22 protein-coding genes and 3 tRNA genes are annotated in these 22,984 nt (G+C 38.9%); 11 read left to right on the top strand and 14 right to left on the bottom strand.

The window, feature by feature from the left end; genetic code table 11:
- Positions 1–162: 162 nt before the first annotated feature.
- A complete protein-coding gene (locus tag AC1M84_RS00395) occupies positions 163–537 on the bottom strand; it encodes a hypothetical protein (RefSeq protein ID WP_481588525.1) in 375 nt (124 codons plus the stop codon).
- Positions 538–873: 336 nt separating this feature from the next.
- Here AC1M84_RS00395 and AC1M84_RS00390 point away from each other — a divergent pair, with 336 nt between their 5' ends.
- A complete protein-coding gene (locus AC1M84_RS00390) occupies positions 874–2,544 on the top strand; it encodes an amidase (protein WP_481594159.1) in 1,671 nt (556 codons plus the stop codon).
- A gap of 60 nt (positions 2,545–2,604) precedes the next feature.
- Here AC1M84_RS00390 and AC1M84_RS00385 read toward each other — a convergent pair whose 3' ends face one another.
- The 5 genes from AC1M84_RS00385 to AC1M84_RS00365 all read right to left on the bottom strand — a co-directional run bounded on the left by AC1M84_RS00385 (position 2,605) and on the right by AC1M84_RS00365 (position 7,523).
- Entirely contained in the window at positions 2,605–3,522 is a 918-nt protein-coding gene (locus AC1M84_RS00385; protein ID WP_481594158.1) for a tyrosine recombinase XerC, read from the bottom strand.
- Between the two features lie 112 nt (positions 3,523–3,634).
- Entirely contained in the window at positions 3,635–4,477 is an 843-nt protein-coding gene (gene dapF, locus AC1M84_RS00380) for a diaminopimelate epimerase (protein WP_035267038.1), read from the bottom strand.
- Positions 4,478–4,488: 11 nt separating this feature from the next.
- Positions 4,489–5,733, bottom strand: coding sequence for a diaminopimelate decarboxylase (gene lysA, locus AC1M84_RS00375; RefSeq protein WP_481594157.1), 1,245 nt, complete (start codon positions 5,731–5,733; stop codon positions 4,489–4,491).
- Between the two features lie 47 nt (positions 5,734–5,780).
- Positions 5,781–5,975 carry an LPS translocon maturation chaperone LptM gene (lptM, locus tag AC1M84_RS00370; RefSeq protein ID WP_092765967.1) on the bottom strand — a complete coding sequence of 65 codons (195 nt, stop codon included), beginning with the start codon at positions 5,973–5,975 and terminating at the stop codon, positions 5,781–5,783.
- Positions 5,976–6,125: 150 nt separating this feature from the next.
- On the bottom strand, positions 6,126–7,523 hold the full coding sequence (locus AC1M84_RS00365; protein ID WP_481593167.1) for an amino acid permease: 1,398 nt from the start codon (positions 7,521–7,523) through the stop codon (positions 6,126–6,128).
- A 322-nt stretch (positions 7,524–7,845) separates the two neighbouring features.
- On the opposite strand from AC1M84_RS00365, the gene AC1M84_RS00360 reads away from it, so the two are divergent.
- Positions 7,846–9,204 carry an alanine/glycine:cation symporter family protein gene (locus tag AC1M84_RS00360; RefSeq protein WP_481593168.1) on the top strand — a complete coding sequence of 453 codons (1,359 nt, stop codon included), beginning with the start codon at positions 7,846–7,848 and terminating at the stop codon, positions 9,202–9,204.
- Between the two features lie 57 nt (positions 9,205–9,261).
- On the opposite strand, the gene AC1M84_RS00355 is transcribed toward AC1M84_RS00360, so the two are convergent.
- Positions 9,262–9,660, bottom strand: a complete 399-nt coding sequence (locus AC1M84_RS00355; RefSeq protein WP_481593169.1) for a hypothetical protein — start codon at positions 9,658–9,660, stop codon at positions 9,262–9,264.
- Positions 9,661–9,847: 187 nt separating this feature from the next.
- Here AC1M84_RS00355 and radA point away from each other — a divergent pair, with 187 nt between their 5' ends.
- Together radA and AC1M84_RS00345 are read left to right on the top strand one after the other, a co-directional pair.
- Entirely contained in the window at positions 9,848–11,236 is a 1,389-nt protein-coding gene (gene radA, locus AC1M84_RS00350) for a DNA repair protein RadA (protein ID WP_481593170.1), read from the top strand.
- Positions 11,237–11,367: 131 nt separating this feature from the next.
- Positions 11,368–12,372: a Tim44 domain-containing protein gene (locus AC1M84_RS00345; protein ID WP_481594156.1), complete on the top strand. Its 1,005-nt coding sequence runs from the start codon at positions 11,368–11,370 to the stop codon at positions 12,370–12,372.
- Between the two features lie 235 nt (positions 12,373–12,607).
- Here the strand turns inward: AC1M84_RS00345 and AC1M84_RS00340 are convergent, their stop codons facing one another.
- Positions 12,608–13,795: a trypsin-like peptidase domain-containing protein gene (locus AC1M84_RS00340; RefSeq protein WP_180028696.1), complete on the bottom strand. Its 1,188-nt coding sequence runs from the start codon at positions 13,793–13,795 to the stop codon at positions 12,608–12,610.
- A 170-nt stretch (positions 13,796–13,965) separates the two neighbouring features.
- On the opposite strand from AC1M84_RS00340, the gene AC1M84_RS00335 reads away from it, so the two are divergent.
- From AC1M84_RS00335 to AC1M84_RS00310, 6 genes are all read left to right on the top strand, one after another.
- Complete coding sequence (locus AC1M84_RS00335; protein WP_481589697.1) at positions 13,966–14,724, top strand: Nif3-like dinuclear metal center hexameric protein; 759 nt, start codon at positions 13,966–13,968, stop codon at positions 14,722–14,724.
- A gap of 161 nt (positions 14,725–14,885) precedes the next feature.
- Complete coding sequence (locus tag AC1M84_RS00330) at positions 14,886–15,512, top strand: superoxide dismutase (RefSeq protein ID WP_481594155.1); 627 nt, start codon at positions 14,886–14,888, stop codon at positions 15,510–15,512.
- A gap of 153 nt (positions 15,513–15,665) precedes the next feature.
- A tRNA-Asn gene (locus tag AC1M84_RS00325) sits at positions 15,666–15,741 on the top strand.
- 6 nt (positions 15,742–15,747) lie between these two features.
- Positions 15,748–15,823, top strand: a tRNA-Asn gene (locus tag AC1M84_RS00320).
- A gap of 505 nt (positions 15,824–16,328) precedes the next feature.
- Positions 16,329–16,404 (top strand) — tRNA-Asn (locus tag AC1M84_RS00315).
- A 41-nt stretch (positions 16,405–16,445) separates the two neighbouring features.
- Entirely contained in the window at positions 16,446–16,922 is a 477-nt protein-coding gene (locus AC1M84_RS00310; protein WP_481594154.1) for a DUF2726 domain-containing protein, read from the top strand.
- Here AC1M84_RS00310 and AC1M84_RS00305 read toward each other — a convergent pair whose 3' ends face one another.
- From AC1M84_RS00305 to AC1M84_RS00290, 4 genes are all read right to left on the bottom strand, one after another.
- A complete protein-coding gene (locus AC1M84_RS00305; protein ID WP_051586562.1) occupies positions 16,923–17,153 on the bottom strand; it encodes a hypothetical protein in 231 nt (76 codons plus the stop codon).
- A gap of 112 nt (positions 17,154–17,265) precedes the next feature.
- Positions 17,266–18,489, bottom strand: a complete 1,224-nt coding sequence (locus AC1M84_RS00300; RefSeq protein WP_481594153.1) for an alpha/beta hydrolase family protein — start codon at positions 18,487–18,489, stop codon at positions 17,266–17,268.
- A 107-nt stretch (positions 18,490–18,596) separates the two neighbouring features.
- Positions 18,597–19,475 (bottom strand): 4-hydroxybenzoate octaprenyltransferase, encoded by an 879-nt coding sequence (ubiA, locus tag AC1M84_RS00295; protein WP_481594152.1) that lies wholly within the window; start codon positions 19,473–19,475, stop codon positions 18,597–18,599.
- 10 nt (positions 19,476–19,485) lie between these two features.
- The gene (locus tag AC1M84_RS00290) at positions 19,486–19,977 is read right to left on the bottom strand and encodes a chorismate--pyruvate lyase family protein (RefSeq protein ID WP_092765955.1); all 492 of its coding nucleotides are present in this window, start codon (positions 19,975–19,977) and stop codon (positions 19,486–19,488) included.
- A gap of 158 nt (positions 19,978–20,135) precedes the next feature.
- On the opposite strand from AC1M84_RS00290, the gene AC1M84_RS00285 reads away from it, so the two are divergent.
- The gene (locus AC1M84_RS00285; RefSeq protein ID WP_481594151.1) at positions 20,136–21,050 is read left to right on the top strand and encodes a polysaccharide deacetylase family protein; all 915 of its coding nucleotides are present in this window, start codon (positions 20,136–20,138) and stop codon (positions 21,048–21,050) included.
- 29 nt (positions 21,051–21,079) lie between these two features.
- Here AC1M84_RS00285 and AC1M84_RS00280 read toward each other — a convergent pair whose 3' ends face one another.
- Positions 21,080–21,358, bottom strand: coding sequence for a hypothetical protein (locus tag AC1M84_RS00280; RefSeq protein WP_035267000.1), 279 nt, complete (start codon positions 21,356–21,358; stop codon positions 21,080–21,082).
- A gap of 95 nt (positions 21,359–21,453) precedes the next feature.
- The gene (gene glnA, locus AC1M84_RS00275; protein ID WP_171076768.1) at positions 21,454–22,869 is read right to left on the bottom strand and encodes a type I glutamate--ammonia ligase; all 1,416 of its coding nucleotides are present in this window, start codon (positions 22,867–22,869) and stop codon (positions 21,454–21,456) included.
- Positions 22,870–22,984 lie beyond the last annotated feature (115 nt).

Raw genomic sequence — 22,984 nt, 5'->3', positions numbered from 1 at the left:
TTGACTGAATCGAATGAGCAGAATAAATATATGAAACAAAATTGAACGTTATTTAATCAATAATTTTATCTTTATGTATTGAGTTGTTGGAAATGGGTAAATTTAATTTTCTATAAAGTAACAGAGCTAAAATTATTAGCCCTGTTTTTTAAATGATTTTTTTCAAACTTGATTGAGCGCCGCCAAGTAATCACGATGGACGTGACTCAATTCAATAATAGGATATTGTTCTAGTTCAAAAATTTTCCAAACTTCAATAAAGTCTTCTTTCAAATCAACTCCTTGATCTGCAATAGGTCTTTCTTGCCATTGCTGATCAGAAATCCACAAATAAGTCTTAGATGCTATTGGATCAATCGCTTGGATTTTTCCTTCAGTATTAATACCCTGCACATAGGCATTGTTAGGTAGAGCGGCCTCAATCATCGGTAAATTGATTTCCACAAAATGTTTCACCTGACGTAAACCATAACCTGCAAAAATGTCTTTTTGTGCTGAAGAGAGTTGCTGATACTTTTGATCAATATTGTCAATCATGGCTTGACCTAATCATTCCTGCAAAATATTTTTTAATTTGTATACAACTTAAATCCATCTATTAAAGTTATACCTTAAAAATCGTATTAAAAAAAATCAATTCGAAAAATTTAAGCTAAAGTTTAAGGGAAAATTATTTTTAAAAGCGCAGCTTTCAAAAGCTCAATCCCAACAATACATTATTTTTCAAATAATTTTATTCGCATTAAATTAACGCATTTTATTTATACCAATGGTTATTAGCTATTTTCTGGAGCATAAAACTGTAAATTTCATTCATTTTTAGAGTGGCACATTCATTGCTTAACCAGTTTGAACTTAATCTGGGGAATGCACATGATCACATTTAAAAAAACTTTGCTTGTTGTCACGATAGCAACTTTCTTAACAGCCTGTGGTGACAATGAAAGTAGCACAAATAATTCTAACACGCCGCCTCCTGTCCCGTTTAATCCTGTAGAAGCAACCATTAGTGATTTGCATAACTCGATTTTAAGCAAAGGTTCATCTTGTGTTGATGTTGTGCAAGGATATTTAAATCGTATATCAGCTTACGATCGACAAGGTCCAGAGCTCAATAGCATTATTTCTTTAAACCCAAATGCACTTAAAGAAGCAGAAGTGCTCGACCAACAATTTGCAAAAAATTCGAAACTTTCAGGACCTCTTCACTGTGTCACTGTACTCGCTAAAGACAATATTGATGCTGTAGATATGGCGAACACAGCAGGTTCTGTAGCATTAAAAGATAATTTTCCACATGATGATGCCTATATCATAAAAAATATCAAAGAAAATGGCGGAATCATTTTAGGAAAAGCCAATCTTGATGAGTTCGCTTTCGGCTTTGGTGGAAAATCAACTCTAGGTGATCAAACTAAAAATGTGTATGACTTAAGTAAAGGCCCAGGTGGTTCATCATCAGGAACTGGCGCTGCCATATCTGCAAGTTTTGCAATGGTGGGAATAGGAACTGATACGGGAGGGTCAATTCGTGTGCCTTCATCAGTACAGGGTCTTGTCGGTTTACGACCATCTTTACGTCTTTTGAGCCAAGATGGAATTATTCCACTGGCACCAACTCAAGATACTGCTGGACCAATGTGTAGACAAGCTATTGACTGTGCAAAGTTAATGGATGCAATGATCGGATTCGATAGCTCATTAAGTTCAAATCAACGCAGTGAATTTACACGTACTTCTCCTCTTCTAAAATCAGAGTCTGCTTATCGCGAATTGATTAATCAACCGAATAGCTACGTTCCTCATGACACTGTAAGTCTTGCAGGAAAGCGTATTGGTATAGTACAAGCACTTTACCCTTCCGAAGGTTCAACCACTCAACAGAAAGAAGACTACAATCTCGTTAAAGAAGCAATGGACAACGCAATTACTAAACTTGAAGAGGCTGGAGCAACTGTAGAAATAGTTACAATAAGCGATCTAAATACAATTTTGACACGTTATTCGAGTCTTTCAAGTGCTGAATTTAAAATATCACTTACAGAGTATTTAAAGACCACAAGAAGTATTTACCAATCGTATGAAGATTTACTCGCTAGTGAACTAATGATCCGTAACTTCAGTGGCTATAATTCTGATCCAACAAGTGCTTCATATATTGAGAATTATGAGCGCAACACCATTGAAAGAAGTCCATTCGTGCGCTTACGCATGAACAGCGCTTTAAATAATGTTGAACTAGATGGTACTCGTAAAGGCGTACAATACGACGCTTTAGCCTACCCTTCTATTACTGGGTTCGCTGGTAATTTAGGAAGTAGCCCGACCACAGGTACCAATAATCGCCTAAGTCCGTTTAGTGGTTTTCCTGCATTATCTATGCCTGCTAAATCAGTCAACTCAAGTCGCAGTAGTTATCCTATGAATGTTAACATCGAGTTTATTGCTCGTGAATTTGATGAGCCGACTTTATTTGAAATCGCAGTCGCATTCCAAAAAGTGAATCCCGCACGTATGATACCTATACACACACCAGCACTATAAACAGATAACTTTATCATTCAGTACAGTATTAGGTATATTCAATATACTTAATACTGAGGATTAAGATTTTTGGGCTCTAGGGTGAGCTTTATCATAGGCTTGAGCCAAACGATCAAAATCTAACTGAGTATAAATTTGTGTCGTAGATAAATTACTATGACCTAGCATTTCTTGAACTGCTCGTAAATCACCACTGTTTGAAAGCAGATGACTAGCAAAACAGTGTCGCAGTAAGTGAGGATGTAAATCCACATTTACGCCCGCTCTTTGTGCTTGCAATTTGACTCGATTTTCAATCTGTCGATTCGTCAATCGACTCCCTTTTTTGGTAATAAAAACTGGGGAATCCAATTCAATGTCTCCACACCAGATACGATGGACTTTGAGCCATTCAATTAAACTTGTTTTCGCTTTCAAACCAAAAGGAACAACCCGAGTTTTATTTCCCTTACCTGTAATTCGAAGTAATTGTCGTGTAAAATCGATATCTCGAATATTCAATCCTTGTACTTCAGCTAATCGTAAACCACTTGAATAAAGCAGCTCTAAAATAGCTTTATCTCTTAACCACAAGAGATGATCTTGAGAGGATTCAGGTGCCGGTTGATCCAAGATTTGCTGAATCGTTTCGACATCAACCATACCTGGCAAAGGCCTTGGCTGTCTTTTTAACTTAAAATCATGAATGGGATTATTCGATACATATTTCCCTTCCACAGCCCATTTCATGAATTGACGAATGGCTGTTAAATGACGTTGTAAGCTTGCACTATTGAGTTGATGTTGTTCAACCTTATAAGCCATATATTCTCGTAAATCAGATGCTTCAACCTGATTTAATTCAATTTTCTTTTCATAACAAAAGTCAATAAAACCAGACACATCACGGAAATACGCCTCAAGCGTATGCTCAGATTGATTTTGAATCTTTCTCTCTTTCAACCACATTGACAGCAATTGCATTGCGCCATATTGCATTTGGCTTTCTCTCTATTGAATCGATGTCTAATCATCAATACTCGTGGGCATTCCAACAAATCATAAACTAAAAAGCCCTGAATTTCAGGGCTTTTTAGTTAGGAAATAAGTTTTATTGAAAATAACGTAGATCCAAACGACCTTCATAAACCGTTGCAGTTGGACCAGTCATCCAAACCACATCTCCCTCTTTCCATTCAATCAGCAATTTACCGCCGGCAAGTTCGATTTCCACATTGCTAGACAATAAACCACGGCGCATACCTGAGACAGCAGCAGCACATGCACCTGTACCACAAGCTAATGTTTCTCCCACACCACGTTCAAAAACTCGTAATCGAGCATGTTTTTCATCAACGATCTGCATAAATCCAGCATTTACACGCTCAGGAAAACGTTCGTGAGATTCCACTTGAGGGCCTATTTTAGCAACATCAGCAGTTAACACGTCTGGAACAATGGTCACTGCATGCGGATTTCCCATATTGACAACATCGATGCTGATCGTCTCATTATCCGCTAAAGCTAAATCATATAAAGCAGCAGGCGCTTCTGCTAGAAATGGGATTTGGTTCGGTAAGAACTTCGGATACCCCATGTTCACACGCACCCATCCATTCGCACCCAACTCAGGCTCGACGATCCCCGCCTTTGTTTGCACTTTGAATTTAGTTTTATTGGTTAAATGACGATCATGAACAAATTTGGCAAAACAACGAACGCCATTGCCGCATTGCTCAACTTCAGAACCATCCGCATTAAAAATGCGATATTTGAAATCAACGTTCGGATGGTCTGGTGTTTCAACAATTAATAACTGATCAAAACCGATGCCAAAATTACGGTCAGCCAACCGGCGAATCATGACAGGATCTAGATAAGCACGTTGGCTGATTAAATCAACCACCATGAAGTCATTACCTAGACCATGCATTTTAGTAAATTCTAGCAACATCTATTGTCTCCTTAAGGCAATAAGGACTCACGTTCCCACAGAGACTCAATCGTTTCGCGTTGACGAATTAAGTGTGCTTGATCACCGTCAACCATCACCTCTGCTGCACGACCTCGGCTGTTGTAATTTGAACTCATCACAAAACCATAAGCACCTGCACCCAAAACAGCTAAATGATCGCTCGCTTGAATCGCAAGTTCACGCTCTTTACCGAGGAAATCACCTGTTTCACAGATCGCACCAACCACATCCCAAACTTTTTTCTCAGTTTGCGAATTTTGATTAACCTCTTGGATATCCATCCAAGCTTCGTACAAAGAAGGACGAATTAAGTCATTCATTGCTGCATCAACAATTGCAAAATTGCGATGATTGGTTGGTTTTAAAAGATCAACTTTCGTCACCAATACGCCAGCATTCGCCGAAATACTACGCCCTGGCTCCATATACACTTTAAGACCTAGTTTTTCTAATGCAGGACGTAAAGCATTTGCATATTCTTCAACTGTCGGTGGAACTTCATCTTTATAAGTCACACCAAGACCACCACCAATATCAATATGTTTGAGGTTGATCCCTAATTTTTTCAATGCTTCAATCATGTTCATGACACGATCAAGTGCATCAACAAAAGGTTGAGTTTCAGTCAATTGTGAACCAATATGACAATCAATTCCTACGATATCTAAGTGACTTAAACTTGCTGCATACTTATAAGTTTCATATACCGAATCAGAAGGAATACCAAATTTATTTTCTTTAAGACCAGTCGAGATATATGGATGTGTTTTGGCATCAACATCTGGATTTACCCGAAGTGAAATTGGAGCTTTTACGTTAAGTTCTGCTGCAACTTTTTGAATACGGTCAAGCTCTGCATATGATTCCACATTAAAACAAGCAATACCCACTTCTAATGCTTGACGAATGTCAGCTTCAGACTTGCCCAAACCAGAGAAGACAATTTTAGAAGCGTCACCACCTGCGCGTAAAACACGTGCTAATTCACCTCCAGTCACGATATCAAAACCGCAACCAAGTTTCGCCAACATATTTAGAACTGCGATATTTGAGTTTGACTTCACTGCAAAACAAATTTGGTGATCGATAAAGTTAAAAGCACGATCCATATCCAAATAATGTTTTTCAAAAGTTGCTTTTGAATAAACATAAAGTGGTGTACCAAATTGCTGAGCAAGTTGATCCAATGAACATTGTTCTGCGTGCAAAACCCCTTGAATGCGAGGGAAACTCATGGATGTATCCTTTCTAAATTGCGCTGGAGAAAAAAAATAAATGAATATTAATCTTGAGTAGGTGCAGCATCTGCTTTAGGTTCAGCTTGATCCTGACTTGGGCGATCATTGTTTTTATAAATTAAATATTGTGCTCGCTTGTCATAGTTTGGATCACTGGGTAGTTGTAATGCACCAGTCTGACCACATCCAGCCAAGATTGAAACAACGGCTGCACTGATAACTCCGATCAAAATACGCATACCTACACCTATCAGTAAAATTTATAGAAGTATACCTTGATCATCTAATTCACCAAAGTATTTAACGCAACAGATTAATAACAGAAATAAAAAAACGCCAGTAATTACTGACGTTTCTTTTGACCTAAATTGCAAATCATTTATAAGTTTTTATTTTTTCTTATAAAAACCAAAATAACCAATGATCAGAATAACAAACCAAATCGGGCTCACCATCAATGCACGGCGAGTATCATCTTCTAAAGCCAATACTCCAATCATGCCAATAAAGAATATAGCAACAATCGCACATGTCACCAATCCACCTGGTAGTTTAAATGTCGATTTGGCATGAAGTTCTGGGCGTGTTTTGTAATACACCACATAACTCCAAATAATCATCAACCATACACAAATAAATAAAATGGTGGAAAGTGTTGTCGCTAAAGTAAATGCTTCCACCGTATTCGGTACGAAGTATTGCAGTGCTGCCCCTAGTAACAAACATACTGCTGAGAAATACAAGGCATTCGCTGGCACAGCTCGCTTATTCAGTCTTCCAAAAGCTTCAGGAGCTTGAGTCTCGCGCGACAAGCCAAACAGCATGCGGCTGGTTGAGAATACGCCACTGTTCATCGATGACATCACTGAAGACAATACAACCAAATTCATAATAATAGCAGCGGCTGCAATACCTGCTTGACTAAACAAGTTTACAAATGGGGAAATATTCGGATCAATCTTATTCCATGGTGTAACCGACATCACCACCAGCAACGACAAAACATAGAAAATAATGATTCGAATAGGAATCGAGTTGACAGCTTTCGGCAAGTTCGTTTCAGGATCTTTAGTTTCAGCTGCGGTTGTACCCACCAGTTCTACACCCACAAAAGCAAAAATTGCGATTTGGAAGCCTGCCAAGAAACCGATTGCACCTGTTGGGAAGATCCCGCCGTTTGACCAAATATTGCTAAATGCTGCGATTTCACCTGATGTAGAAGTGAAACCTGTAAATATCATCCAAAAGCCAACGCCAATTAAAACCACAATTGCGATAATCTTGATTAAAGCAAACCAGAATTCTAATTCACCAAACAGTTTCACTGTAACAAGATTCAATCCCATAATAAATACGATTGCAGCGATGCTAATCATTACCCCTTCTTCAGGGCTAAAAGGCATCCCATTATTGAAGAACTGAAGGTAATAAATGATCGCCGATAAATCTGCAATACCGATGGTGATCCAACACAGCCAGTAGGTCCAGCCCACAAAGTAACCTGCCCATGGTCCAATTAAATCCGTGGCGAAATCAATAAACGACTTATATTGCAAATTTGAAAGCAACAATTCGCCTAGTGCTCGCATCACTAAAAAAACCATGAAACCGATGATCATGTAAATTACAAGGATTGAAGGACCAGCTAGGCTAATTGTTTTCCCAGAGCCCATGAACAAACCTGTCCCAATTGCGCCTCCAATTGCAATTAACTGCAAATGTCGATTGGATAGACTTCGTTGTAATTCACCATTTTGCTGAGGCGAATTTATATTTTGATCTGACATTTTCAAATTCACCAAATATATTAATCGGCACAACTTAACTGAAAAAAATCAGATTTCAAAAAGAAAATTAGCACGATCAATATTTTCTAATTAGTTTAAAGTATTAATTCATTTTTCTTATATATCACTAGAGTGATCAATTATTCATCATATTTATTTATCTTATTTTGAGTAAAATATTGAAAATCTTGTTGTTATATGTAAAAAATATAAGTGCAAAAAATAATCAAAAGGAATGATGTGTTTGATCGCGCAAAAGTATGGCATATCCCTTGCTTGATCATGCATGTAAAAAACAATCAGGAAAATAAGAAGGTAATTTATGCAAGAAATACAATCAATCATGGAAACACTCAGCGGCTTAGTCTGGGGACCTTATATGCTGGTGCTGATTGTTGGGACAGGTGTTTTCTTAACATTCCGTCTACTTTTTTGGCAATTCAGGATGCTTCCTTTGGCATTTAAACAAGTGTTCGGGAAACACCCAGAAAAAAAAGACTCGGGAGATATCTCACAATTTGCCTCACTCATGACCGCACTTTCAGCCACGATTGGTACAGGTAATATCGCAGGGGTAGCGACTGCTTGTGTACTGGGTGGTCCGGGTGCTGTATTCTGGATGTGGATGACTGCATTTTTCGGTATGGCAACCAAATACGGTGAAGGTGTTTTGGCGGTCAAATACCGTGTAAAAAATGAAAAAGGAGAAATGTCTGGTGGTCCAATGTACTACATTGAACGAGGACTTGGCGCGAAATGGAAGTGGCTCGCAGTCCTCTTCGCATTATTTGGTACATTAGCATCCTTTGGTATTGGTAGCTCAGTTCAATCAAACACAGTGGCACTAGCAGTAGAAAATAGTTTGGGTATAAGCACGCTCACCACTGCCATCATTATTACAATTTTCTCTGCATTGGTGATTTTAGGCGGTATTAAGTCTATTTCCAAAGCATCCTCAATTATTGTTCCAGTCATGGCTCTAGGCTATGTCATTGGCGGGCTAATTATTATTTTCAATAACCTTGAATTAGTTGTTCCTGCTTTAAAAATGATCTTTACCTATGCATTCACAGGTGAAGCGGCAGCAGGTGGTGCGATTGGTGCAGCGATTCGTTACGGTGTTGCCCGTGGTGTATTTTCAAACGAAGCTGGTATGGGCTCTGCTCCAATTGCAGCGGCAGCAGCTAAAACTGACCACCCTGCCCGTCAAGGCTTAGTTTCAATGACTGGTACTTTCATTGACACAATTGTTGTATGTTCAATCACAGGTATTGTTTTAGTCATGGGCTTCATCATGGCTGGACAAACATTTGGTGATCAAACTGGGGCTGTTCTGACCATTAGTGTTTTTGACAAATTACTACCAGGATTTGGGGGCTGGGTTGTTACGTTCGGAATCATCTTTTTTGCATATTCAACTATTTTAGGTTGGAGTTATTACGGCGAAAAATGTTGCACCTATTTACTGGGTGAAAAGTCAGTATTTATTTATCGTCTCATTTATATTGCTTCAGTATTTGTAGGCTGTGTCGTCACACTTGATTTAGTTTGGCTTTTCGCAGACACCTTCAATGGTTTAATGGCAGCACCAAACTTAATTGCCTTATTGTTACTTTCTGGAGTTATTGCGAAAGAATCTAAAGATTTTATTGAACGACGAAAATCTGGTGAGCTTTATTAAACAAATTAATAGAATCAAACCAAAAAAAGCCTCATTGATGAGGCTTTTTTTGTCTTTTCACGAAAATTTCTGATCGTTCAAATTTTGTTTTTCCTCTTGATCCTTTGCAATTTCTTCCGCAACCTCTAAGCTCAATACAAAAAATAGAACATGTTCAATTTTCATATTGCCTTGATCATCTTCAAGATAATTTTTAACCAGCTGATACTGCTTATTTTGCTCATCAAAAGGAATATCTAGATATAGGTCACCCAGATAGCTATCAATTTCATCCTCACCTGACAAACCTAGACATGGCTCAAATTCAATTTCATGTTGTTCAAGCCATGTAATCACAAGATCTCGAATATTTTCTTCCTCATTCTGATCATCCGTGTAATTCTCAAAATGAATAAACAGCACATCACGCTGTATTTCACGTGCGATGGCATCAATATGTTGGGCGTACAAGCGCATATCAAATAACTCAGTCGATTCTTGATATGAGTATAAATTAATTCATGATCGCTTTAATTCAATATCTCGTTAAAGCACACGTCATGACTTGTCTTATTGTTTTTAAATTTGATCAATATTTTTTTGTTTTCGTGACCTTTACTCAGTATGCTCAGCATATAGAAATTCAAAAAACCTATATCAAGTTATGGCTAAAGCAAAAAGTGTATATCGCTGTGAACAATGTGGCGTAGATCATCCTAAATGGGCAGGTCAATGCTCAGAATGCGGAGAATGGAACAGTTTAGTTGAAGTCACCATTGCCCCTGCGATTACGCATCGTGCAAATCCAAAAATTGCAGGTGGTTATGCTGGTCAAGCAGCATCAATCACTACATTGAATCAAGTTTCAGTTTCTCACGAAACACGTTTAGCAACAGGGATTGGAGAATTTGATCGCGTTTTAGGCGGAGGGCTTGTTACTGGTTCAGTTGTACTGATCGGTGGTGACCCTGGTATTGGTAAATCAACAATTCTTTTGCAGACGGCAACCCATATGGCTGCCGCGAAAAGTTCCGCTCTATATGTCACTGGTGAGGAATCTTTATCTCAAGTTGCATTACGTGCCAATCGTTTGGATCTTCCAACTGATCAATTAAAAGTGATGGCTGAGACGTGCGTAGAGCGTATTTGCGAAGTATTAGCGCATGAACGACCTGCTGTCGCGATCTTAGACTCGATTCAAACTTTATACACTGAAACCTTACAGTCTGCGCCAGGCGGCGTTTCTCAAATTCGAGAATCTGCAGCCCTTCTGACACGTTTTGCGAAGAACAGCGGAACAGCTTTATTTATTGTGGGTCATGTGACCAAAGAAGGTGCTTTAGCTGGCCCTCGTGTTTTAGAACACATGGTCGATTGCGTACTTTATTTTGAAGGTCAATCTGATTCACGTTATCGAATGATTCGAGCTGTTAAAAATCGTTTTGGTGCAGTCAATGAACTCGGTGTTTTTGGGATGACCGATAAAGGGCTTAGAGAGGTTGCCAATCCCTCAGCCATCTTTCTTAGCCGATATGATGAAGCAATTCCTGGTTCTATCGTCATGATTAGTCGAGAAGGCACACGTCCACTCTTAGTTGAAGTGCAAGCCCTAGTAGATGACGCGCATGGTCAACCTCGCCGTGTTGCATTGGGTCTTGAGCAAAACCGTTTGAATATGCTACTCGCCGTCATGCACCGTCATGGTGGTGTTCAAACTTCTGGTCAAGACGTATATGTGAATGTTGTTGGTGGCTTAAAAATTACTGAAACAGGTTCAGATCTCGCCGTCTTATTGGCCTGTGCTTCAAGTTTGAGAGCAAAAGCACTCCCTCAGCAATTGGCTGTATTTGGCGAAGTGGGATTATCGGGAGAGATTCGTCCCGTACCTAACGGGCAGGAACGGTTGAAGGAAGCAATTAAGCACGGGTTTAAATATATTATAGTCCCTAGAGCGAATGCACCACAAAAGGATATTCCTGGTGTTCGCATTATCGCCGTTGCCCGTCTACATGAAGCTTTAACTGAAGCGATGAGCTTAGCGGATGAACATTAATTCAGCTGATCAATTTATTTAACTATACACTGTGTATGAATACTGAAAAAAATTGAGGTTTAAGTTGAAATTTAAGCCAAAAGACTGCATAAATACAGTGTGAAATTAACTTTTTAAAATAGGAATTTTAGATGGAAGTTCGACAGCGTAGTTTAGTTGCGGGTATTTTAATGGCGACACTCATGGTAGCTCCTTTTGCAGAAGCAAAACGTGCTGGTGGTGGTAAAAGCCATGGTATGAGCCGTTCTGCTGCTCCAACCCAATCATATCAGCAACCACGTCAAGCTACTCCTGCCCAACAACCTGCTGCTCCAGCGACTGCGCCACAAAAGTCTGGTCCTGGTGTGGGTGGTATGGTCGCTGCTGGTGTTGCTGGTGCTGCAATTGGTGCAGTCGCAGCAAATGCTTTAGCAGATGATGATACTGTTCCAGCGAGTCAAGCAGAAGTTGCTGCACAACCTGAGGAAGAAGGTGGTATCCCAAGTTGGGTATGGTTGTTGATTATTGCTGCTGCTGCGTTCTTCATCTTCCGTAAATTCGGAGCAAAAAAAAAATTAGCGGCTAACAACCCTTATGCACCAAACAGTTCAGGTCCACAATCTGCACCGTTTGGTCAAACTGCTGCACCTCGCCCTTCAGTGTCTAATGACAATACCAATATTTTTGGTCAATCTGTGGGCGGTGGCACAGCTGCATCTCAAGCGCCATTTGGTCAAGCACCACAAGCTCCTTTTGGTGCAGCAACAATGTCTAGTGGAAGTCAGCTACCTGACGGAACTGAACCAGCTGCTTTCTTACGCATTGCACGCCAACGCTTCAACCATATTCAATCAATGAATACGGCAAGTAATATTGCTGAGATTCAACGTTATTTGACGCCTGATCTTTATCAATCGATGTATAACGATATTATGGGTAACCAAGATCAAGACGTAGCTGAGTTTTCAAATCTGAATGCTATGGTTGTTGATTCTGCGACTGAAAATGGTCAATACGTTGTCAGCGTTCGTTTCACGGGTACCGTAAGTGAAGACTTAAATAGCCTTCCACAACCGTTTGCTGAAGTTTGGCATTTCGTTAAACCAGCAGGTTCTAGTCATGATTGGTTGGTTGCGGGTATTCAACAGGAAAGCTAATTTTATTCTCAAAAAAAGCCAGTGAACCACTGGCTTTTTTTGTTTCGTACACTGTTTAATCATTGTTGAGTGAATTCAATTTTGCATGTGTTAAAACTCTATCTCACCGACACTTAGGAATGCATGACCGTATTTAATTATTAAATAGCAGATTTATTCAGATTCATTCAAAGGTATGAAACAATATAGAATCTAAGAATTATAAAAAAGCCCCATATTACTGGGGCTTGTTAATTTAACGACGAGGTAATGGAATATACTGGCTATTACGATCGCTGGTTTCAGCTGGTCGTTCACCAATAACCACTTCAGTATTGATGCTCTTACCTTCACGTAAAATCTCAATTTTTGCAGAGGTATTCGGTGATTGCATTGCAACATAATTAATCAATTGTGATGGATTATTGATCTCCTGATCATTTACTTTCATGATCCGATCACCGACTTTAATCTTAGCTTTATCTGCAGGACCAGACTCATAGACGCTGCTCACAATTACACCCTTCTCACGAGGTTGTAATACATCGGGTTGCGTCGGATTCGCCAAACCAATACCTAGCCACCCTCGAATTACTCTGCCTTCTTTTAATATTGAATTCAGAACTTGCTGGCAGACTTTAGCAGGAATAGCAAAACCAATTCCTAAAGAACCACCCGATTGCGAGAAAATTGCAGTATTAATCCCAATCAAATTACCTGCAACATCAATGAGTGCTCCCCCAGAATTACCTGGATTAATAGCAGCATCGGTTTGAATAAAATCTTCATAGAAATTTATACCCAATCCCGAACGTTCTGTCGCAGATATGATCCCTTGCGTAACTGTTTGTCCCACGCCAAATGGATTACCAATTGCGAGTACAACATCTCCAACTTCATTTCCACTCAGTTTGAAAGGAAGCACTGGCAGTTTGTCCATTTCGATTTTAATGACTGCTAAATCCGTATCAGGATCTGTTCCAATTACTTTGGCTTCTGCTCGACGACCATCATACAAAGCCACAACAATCTGGTCAGCCTGTGCAATCACATGATTATTAGTCAAAATATAACCATCAGGTCGAACAATCACCCCCGAACCCAAACTATTTTCATTTGGTTCTTGTCCAAAACGTTCAGGTAATTGACCACCAAAAAATTCTCTAAAAACAGGATCATTTAAAATCGGATGATCCACTTTTTTTACAGTTTGTGTTGTAAAAATATTAACGACTGCAGGTGCTGCAACCTTTACCGCAGCATTGTATGACACTACTCCCCCAGAACGTGTCGTATCCACCAAAGGTTCTACTTTTTCAGCTGGCATTTTATATCCATCAGCTGCTATTTGAGGCTTTGGTTGATTTAGTTTTTGCCATGTGACAAAACTAATAATGACAATAATGAGTAACACCCATGGTAACCATGTAAAGGACCGGCGCACTTTAATATCCTCTGAGAATTTTAATTTATTGATGACAAAAGTATTTTATGACTGCATATTGTAATCAAAAAAAATTTATATACCTAAAATTGTGAAAATAGTTTTGTTCGGCTTTAGTTAAGATTAAAAATATGCTTTGATCTTTATATTTTCACAGACTTAAGAACATTATGGCAAAGCTAAACGACATTATCCAATGGTGTGATCAGACCCTAAAAGCCAATGAATTTAAAGATTACGCTCCCAATGGTCTGCAAATCGAAGGTAAAACAGAAGTAAAACGAATTGTTTGTGCTGTATCGGCTTCTCAATCAGCCATTGATGCTGCAATCGAGCTGCAAGCTGATGTTTTATTGGTTCACCATGGCTATTTTTGGAAAGGTGAGCCATCTCCTATTACAGGAATGCGTGGCAAGCGAATTAAATCACTCATTCAACATGATATTTCACTATTAGCTTATCATTTACCTCTCGATAGCCACCCTAGCTTGGGAAATAATGCTGCGATAGCAGATTTACTTCATCTTGATCAAATTGAAGCACTTGATCCGAGTGAACGTCATCCCATTGGAAATATCGGCTATTTAAAAAATGCAATGACACCAGATGAGTTTAAAGCTTTTGTGTCACAACAACTTAATTATGATGCGATACATTTGATGGCTGATAAACCAAGTATTCAAAAAGTTGGATTTTGTACTGGCGGGGCTCAAGACTTTATCACTAAAGCTGCCGAACAAAATTGCGATGCTTATATTTCAGGTGAAGTCAGTGAGCGTACCTTTTATCAAGCTGTAGAATTAGATGTGCATTATTACGCATGTGGACATCATGCGACTGAACGTTATGGTGTTCAACGACTAGGTCAAGCAATTTGTGAACAATTTGGTCTTGAATATCATTACGTTGAACTCAATAATCCTATTTAAATTGATTTAACCACGCGTTTTAAATTGGAGTGAGCTTATACGTATTAATTCACGCTTTATTCTGTATTCTTATTTATAAGTAATGCGCAAAATATGGTGAGAATCTATTACAATAAGTGCACTTCGATGTAAAACCCAGCACAATGCAAGGAACTTAAAACATGACAACGATTACTTTACCAGCTCTTCCGTACGGTTACGAAGATCTTGCTCCACACATCAGCAAAGAAACTTTAGAATACCACCACGACAAACACCACAATACTTATGTTGTTAATTTAAACAACCTAATTGCAGGTACTGATCTTGAAGGTAAAACGCTTGAAGAAATCATCAAAGCTTCTGCTGGTGATGCTTCTAAAGCGGGTATCTTCAACAACGCAGCACAAGTTTGGAACCACACATTCTACTGGAACTGTATGGCTAAAAATGGTGGTGGTAAAGCGACTGGTGCTTTAGCTGCTAAAATCGACGAAGCTTTCGGTTCTTACGAAAAATTTGCTGAAGAATTTGCGGCTGCTGCTACAACTCAATTCGGTTCAGGTTGGGCTTGGTTAGTTGCTGATGAAGTAAATGGTAAACTTTCTATCATGAAAACTTCAAATGCTGATACTCCACTTGCTCATGGTAAAGTAGCTGTATTAACGATCGATGTTTGGGAACATGCTTACTACATCGACTTCCGCAACGCTCGTCCTAAGTATATTTCTACTTTCTTAGAAAACTTAGTGAACTGGGATTACGCTAATGCGAAATATGCTGGTCAAGAAGCTGGCGTAGAAAAATAAGATTTAACCGTCTTATTACGTTTAAAAAACCATCCTTTTAGGATGGTTTTTTTGTTATTTACATCAATTTGAGTATTAATAAATCAAACTATTCATTTCTTTACAATAATTGGTTGACGACTAGTAATTTCAACCCTAAAATGCGCATCAGATTCTCCAATAGCTCAGTCGGTAGAGCGACGGACTGTTAATCCGCAGGTCCCTGGTTCGAGCCCAGGTTGGAGAGCCAATCTAATCTCCCATAGCTCAGTCGGTAGAGCGACGGACTGTTAATCCGCAGGTCCCTGGTTCGAGCCCAGGTGGGAGAGCCAAGATTCTAAAAACCCAAGCATAATGACTTGGGTTTTTTTCTGCCTAAATTTTTGATTTGCTATAGAATTATTCTAATTTTCTAAAAAAATCTAAAAATGAATACACCTTGGCTTAAATCACTGATTTTCTGGTCTCTACTTGTTGGCAGTCTCATCTTTATATTTCAATGCACTCAGAAATCTGAACATAATAAAGTAGCCCCTGCACTTATGTATGAACGTTTGTATCACTGCACTTCAGAATTATCCTCTGAACACACACTCCTGATTAAAAAAATTCAAAACGAGGTACATGTGGAATCATCACAACAAACCATTATGGAACTTATGAGTTTATGCCGTAAAGCGAATCCACTGAAAAGCAAAGCAGAGTATGTCCATTTATTAAAAAAGCTATAGATCGTTTCACTTAGATTAAATTTAAATCAGTTGATTCATATTTCTAATATTTTTCAATGTTAAGGCTTGACCTCTCTTCATTTGACTCATAGAATGCGTACCAGATTCTCCAATAGCTCAGTCGGTAGAGCGACGGACTGTTAATCCGCAGGTCCCTGGTTCGAGCCCAGGTTGGAGAGCCAAGATTCTAAAAACCCACTCAATCGAGTGGGTTTTTTCTTATATGTGCTTTTATTTACGAATTCCTGTGTTTCAATCCAGTCAAATTACTTTCTTAATTATTGGTGTTATTGCAACCCTTGCCCTGCTCACCATTATCTTTCAACAATTATTTAAAAAGCCACAACGCTTTTACCCCAAACGCATTATTACCGCATTTGAAAGTAAAATGTTTTTTAGATTAAAAGAGAGTTTTCCGCAATACCATGTGCTTGCTCAAGTCGCTTTTAGCGCTTTAATCACAAACCCCAGTCTAAAGATTCGAGCTAAATTTAATCGAAAAGTGACTGACTTTGTCTTACTGGATGATCAGCTTAAAGTTATCGCCATTATCGAGCTCGATGATCCCAGTCATCTTGGTAAGGAACAAGAAGATGCTGAACGCGATCAAATGTTTTATGAAGCAGGATATCGAGTATTTCGCTATAACGATATCCCAAGTATTCAAAGTCTCAGAAAAGACATTCTTGCTAAAAAATAATTAGTTCAAAGGCTCTGCAACAGATGAAGCATTCTGCTCAAGTTGCTCTTGTTTTTCTCTAGCTTCAATTCGCGCGGCCTGTTCTGCACGTAAACGATCGTACTCTGCTTTGTTTTTTGCATCACTCTTTACTGCAAAAAAAGCGATCGCAATGATAAGCAACGGGATAAGGGGACCAAGACTTGCCAATAAAATAAATTTAGTGGTGAATTTCTTTTTTGATGAAGTCATCAACAAAACCTGTGTTATTGAGTCCGAGGCAATATAACAGAATAAAGTCATAGAAAAAACTTTAGCTTTAAGTGTCAACCAGGATGCAACACCCTAGCTGACATAGTCACGTTTAGCGCACCGGTAAATACGATTTAATAAAATCAATAACCTCTTCATTTTTCTCAACAATCGCTTGTGTATGCGATGCTCCTGCCACAATATCTAATACAACTGGAGGTTGAGTCCCCAAGCCATTTAACTGATTTACTAATTGTTGTGTTACTTGATATGGCACAGCGGTGTCATTTTCACCTTGAACCACATAAACTGGTTTCATGAGTTTTTGAGTTCCAGGCTGATTATTACTTAAAAAACTACTCACCACTGGATCATTTTCAAAGCCAACCTTTAACCCAGGATAGTCCATTACTTTTTGTGTTGAATTTGATTCCAAATAAGTCTTAATATCTGTTCTAAACTCATCAATTAATGGCATCAAGCATATGCCATTTTCACCAGTCGACCCCTCAGCTTTCTCTGCCACAGCTTGAGACCTAGCTTGGAATATCGTTGCTAATGAAAATCTAGGTTCATATGCTTTAATCCCTACACCTGTATAAGCAGCATAAGCTAATAGCTCTGAATAAATAGCGATTGCCAAATCTCTATTTTGACTTTCTATCGCTGAAATGGCATTTGGTGCGACTTGGGTAATAATGTAACCCAAACTGGATGCTGGAGCAGTCGCTACAGCCCCTTTGAAATACGGATCATTATTGGCATATTGTGCAATTCCTAATGATGCATGACCACCTTGGGATTGGCCGACAGACATCCAAGATTTATTTAATCGTGATGGATATGCTTGGTGAACTGACTTTATTGCATGAATCGCAGATTGTGCAGCACTAGATAGATGAAGATAAGGATGAATCCCTTTAACTCCCAAACCTTCATAATCAGGGGCTACAATTACATAACCTTCTTTAAGAAGACTGTTCGCTAAAATTTCAAAATTCGAATTAAGTAAATTATTGCTTGGTGCACATTCGTCTCCAACACCAGTTGTTCCATGTGCCCATACCACCACTGGCCATCCTGCTGCTGGCTGAGCAGTCTTAGGAAACATGACCATAGCTGTAGCCTCAGTTTTCTGACCCAGAACATTCGGCATTAAATAAGTCATAATTTGGATTTTGGAAGCTTGCTCTAGACTATCTTTTTGATAAGCTTTCTCAGCAACAAACACTTTTTCTTGAAAAATATTTTTATCATCATCACTATTACAAGCCGTTAAGAGTAATGCTGCCGTACAGTACATTGCGATAACTGTTTTTTTAATCACATACTTCATCATTCTCTCCCTTCATTATTATCACTCTCCATGAGTACTTTTAATTAAACATAAAAAAAGCATCCGACTAGGATGCTTAATAACTTTATTTTTACTTAATATTCAGTTTATATGAATGCAATAAAAATACCCATAAAGATCATCACCCCTACCCATCGGTTATGTCTAAATGCCCAGAAGCACCATTGCGGATCTTTATCACGTGTTTTGGTCCATTGATAGATGAAATCACCTACCACGAGCACTAATGCGATTAATCCAAAAGGGACAAGTATATGTTCAAGCCATAGTGCAGCACCAATTAAAATGACACTCATCGCCTGCAATAAACTGATAATTTTAATATCATTTTTTCCAAACAAAATAGCCGTCGACTTAACCCCAATCTTTAAATCATATTCGCGATCCGTAATTGCATATTGAGTATCATAAGCCACAGTCCAAGCCAAATTACCGAAATAAAGTAGCCAACACGTCCAATCCAAAGGCTTGCCCATTGCCGTAAATGACATCGGTATACCCCATGAGAATGCCATCCCCAGTACCACTTGAGGTAAATGCGTATAGCGCTTCATAAATGGATAGATGAAAGCAAGTACCAGCCCAATTAAAGCACAATAAAAAGTTTCAATAGGCAGGAAAAACAATGTACAAGCACTTGCAGCAACGAGTGCGATAAACACCCAAACTGCTTCTTTTGCCGAAATCACACCTGTGGCTAATGGACGATTTTTAGTTCTTTCTACGTGTGCATCCACTTTACGATCAGCAAAATCATTAATGGCACATCCCGCTGCACGCATAAATATAGTGCCACATACGATGGCAAGCAGTGTCACTACATCAGGTATTCCACCAGCTGCAACCCACAGCGCCCATAAGGTGGGCCACAGGACTAACTCAGTACCAATTGGCTTATCGAAACGACATAAATAGTAATAAGCGCTTAAACGCTCGCGCCAGGTGATTGCTTGTGCGGTTGCCATAAAGTCTAGCTCAATGAGTTTTTATAAAACGTTCAAATGCTGGTAAAAATGTTTCTTGGACAATAAATTTACAGCCATGCCAAGTATAACAGCTCTGTCTGGTCCATCCATCCTCAAGTAAGATCACGCGACGTTGGCATTGCGGTTCTGTGCGTTGGAACAGGAATCGACCTATAGGCTGATTTCCAATATGTTGAAAGAGACGTGCTTTTTTTTGAAGGCTGGTAATTGGAAAAATAGATTTCGCTTTTACCCAAGGTTCGCAATCAGAACCAAATAAATGAGTCTCTCTAACCCAAGAAGTATGCTGATGTGATACACCCATCCAGCTAGCATCATTAAAGTTTAAACGTTTAAATCGCTCTTGGATTCGTTGAACTTTAAATATTCCATCAGCTAAATCTGTCAGTTGTTGGGTAAGTGAGCCTGAGGCGTACAACCATTTTTTTAACTCAGGACACATTAATTTTTCCTGATGATTAAATTGACGGCTTTCAAGCATATTTCAGACTACCATTATTTTATACTCTCAAGTGTACCCAAGCTTTAGAACTAATGCACCAAACCTATGGTTTAGTTTAAGGCATCACACTCACACATTTCATACTGCCCCCCCAAAAAAATGCTATAAACATTCATTCGTAAACAACTTCATTAAACATGCTTAAATTTAGCTTGTACTTATTTATATCACTGTTATTTCTTTCCCAAGCTCATGCTCGTCAATTAGCACTGAGTTTTGATGATGGATTAAATCCAACTATCGATCCTACTGCTCCACACATTAATCAACAAATACTAGCGCATTTAAAAAACAAAAATATTCAATCTATCATTTTCCCAAGTTACATCAAAATCGGTGACAATGCGGGTAAAGACTTAATACGTCAATGGGATAAACACGGACACATTGTTGGCAATCACAGTGCTTTTCACGAAAATTTAAATAAACCTGAAGTTTTGGCGAAAGACTACATCAAGAGCATTAGAATTAATGAATTAGTTTTTCGTGATTTAAAAAACTATAGGAAAATTTTTAGATATCCCTATCTCAAAGAAGGCAATAATATTGCGAAAAGAGATCAAGTCCAAAACTGGTTAAAACAAAATCATTACCAGCATGGTGGTGTCAGTATTGATGCAAGTGACTGGTTTTATAATCAAAAATATCTAGCGTATCTAAAAGCAGGAAAAACGTCACACATTAAAAGATTGAAGCGTGCTTATATTGATCATCTTCTTGATCGAGCTGAATATTATGACTCACTCGCATTGCAAACCCTTCAACACTCTCCTCAACATGTATTGTTACTCCATACGAATGCGATTAATGGACAGTTTCTAGGCGAGATCATTCTAGCCTTAGAAAGCAAAGGTTGGAAAATAATCAATGCAACAGATGCTTATACTAATCCACTATATAAGAATTTCAGCTCTAATATCCCCGCTGGAGAGAGTATTATATGGTCTATCGCCAAGAGCCAAAATATTGAAAATTTAAGATATCCTGCTGAGGATGCACCTTATGAGCGTGAAAACTTACTCAACTATGACTTGGATGATCACAAGGAATAAATCTTACTTTTAGGCGCAGCTACACACATTCAAGCATTGTCAGATTTTGCAATCACTTCAAATTTGCCTTGTGGCGTTTTTACTAAAATAAAACCTTCGGCACTGATATAAAATTCATGTGGATAATCAAATTGTAAAGCCAAATCAGGATTTCTTAGTTCAAGAAATTGTGCCTGCTTATAGCCTTCGATGGTTCTGCCAACTTCCAAATAGGTCACTTCAGAAAAATTGAGCTTGAATCCTTTTTCGTGATCACTTGGATCATTCCAAGGAAAAAATCCCGTGTGCTTTTTACGTGGCTTTGCCATGAAATATTTCTCATATTTGACTACATTTATTTTAACTCAAAACACAAAAAACCCGCGCATTGCGCGGGTTTTTTACAGCGAAATTCGTGAACGAATTACAGGCTGTAGTACATATCAAATTCAACTGGATGAGTTGTCGTATTAAGACGACGAACTTCTTCAGTTTTAAGCTCAATGTAAGCATCAAGCATTTCTTTAGTGAATACGCCACCTTTAAGAAGGTAATCGTGATCGGCTTGAAGAGCTTCTAAAGCCATATCCAAGCTGTGTGCAACTGTAGGAATTTTTGCTTCTTCTTCAGGAGGTAGATCATACAAATTCTTGTCTGAAGCTTCACCTGGATGAATCTTGTTTTGAATACCGTCGATACCCGCCATTAACAATGCAGCAAAACCTAAGTACGGGTTCATCATTGGATCTGGGAAACGTGCTTCAATACGTTTACCTTTCGGGCTAGAAACGTATGGAATACGGATAGAAGCTGAACGGTTACGCGCTGAGTAAGCAAGCATAATTGGCGCTTCATAATGTGGCACTAAACGCTTATACGAGTTTGTAGAAGGGTTAGTAATCGCATTTAATGAGCGTGCGTGCTTGATGATACCGCCAATGAAATACAATGCCATTTCTGAAAGGCCTGCATATTCATCACCAGCAAACAAGTTCTTGCCGTCTTTAGAAATTGACATATGAACGTGCATACCAGAACCGTTATCACCAACCATTGGTTTAGGCATAAACGTTGCAGTTTTAGCATATTGATGAGCAACGTTCCAAACAGCATATTTAAACTGTTGTACTTCATCAGCTTTACGAACCATTGTGTTGAAGCTCACACCAATTTCTAATTGGCAAGATGCAACTTCATGGTGATGTACTTCTACACGACCTGGCCCCATGATGTCTTCAATTTTCGCACACATTTCTGCACGCATATCGTGGTGAGAATCAACTGGAGGCACTGGGAAGTAACCACCTTTAACGCGTGGACGGTGGCCTGAGTTACCTGATTCGTAAGAATTACCTGTAGACCAAGCAGCTTCTTCAGCGATTAATGTATGGCGAGCACCAGACATATCGATGTCCCATTTAACTTCGTCAAATACGAAGAATTCTGGTTCTGGACCAAAGAAAGCAGTATCACCAATACCAGTAGATTTTAAATATTCTTCTGCACGGCGAGCAATTGAACGTGGGTCACGGTCATAACCTTGACCAGTAGATGGCTCAATAACATCACAAGTCACCACTACAGTTGGCTCTGCAAAAAACGGGTCGATAAAACCTGTTTCAGCATCTGGACGTAAGATCATGTCAGACGCTTCGATACCTTTCCAACCAGCAATTGAAGAACCGTCGAACATTTTACCATCTTCAAAAGTATCTTCATCGATAGTATCTGCTGGGTAAGTAACATGTTGTTCTTTACCCTTAGTGTCCGTAAAACGGAAGTCTACCCATTTTGCGCCACTTTCTTGGATGAGTTGTAGGACCTTGTTCGCCATGCTCATTTTGCTCCGATGATTTTTTGTTGCACATTTAGTGCGTGTTAGTAGTTGGTAGTTTTAAAGCAATTACCGTACCAACTTTTAAAAGCAAAGCTAAAATCTTGAAATCCTTATCAGA

Source organism: Acinetobacter sp. 24-47-66, from assembly GCF_056779755.1.
This window is presented reverse-complemented; position numbering and strand designations above follow the sequence as displayed.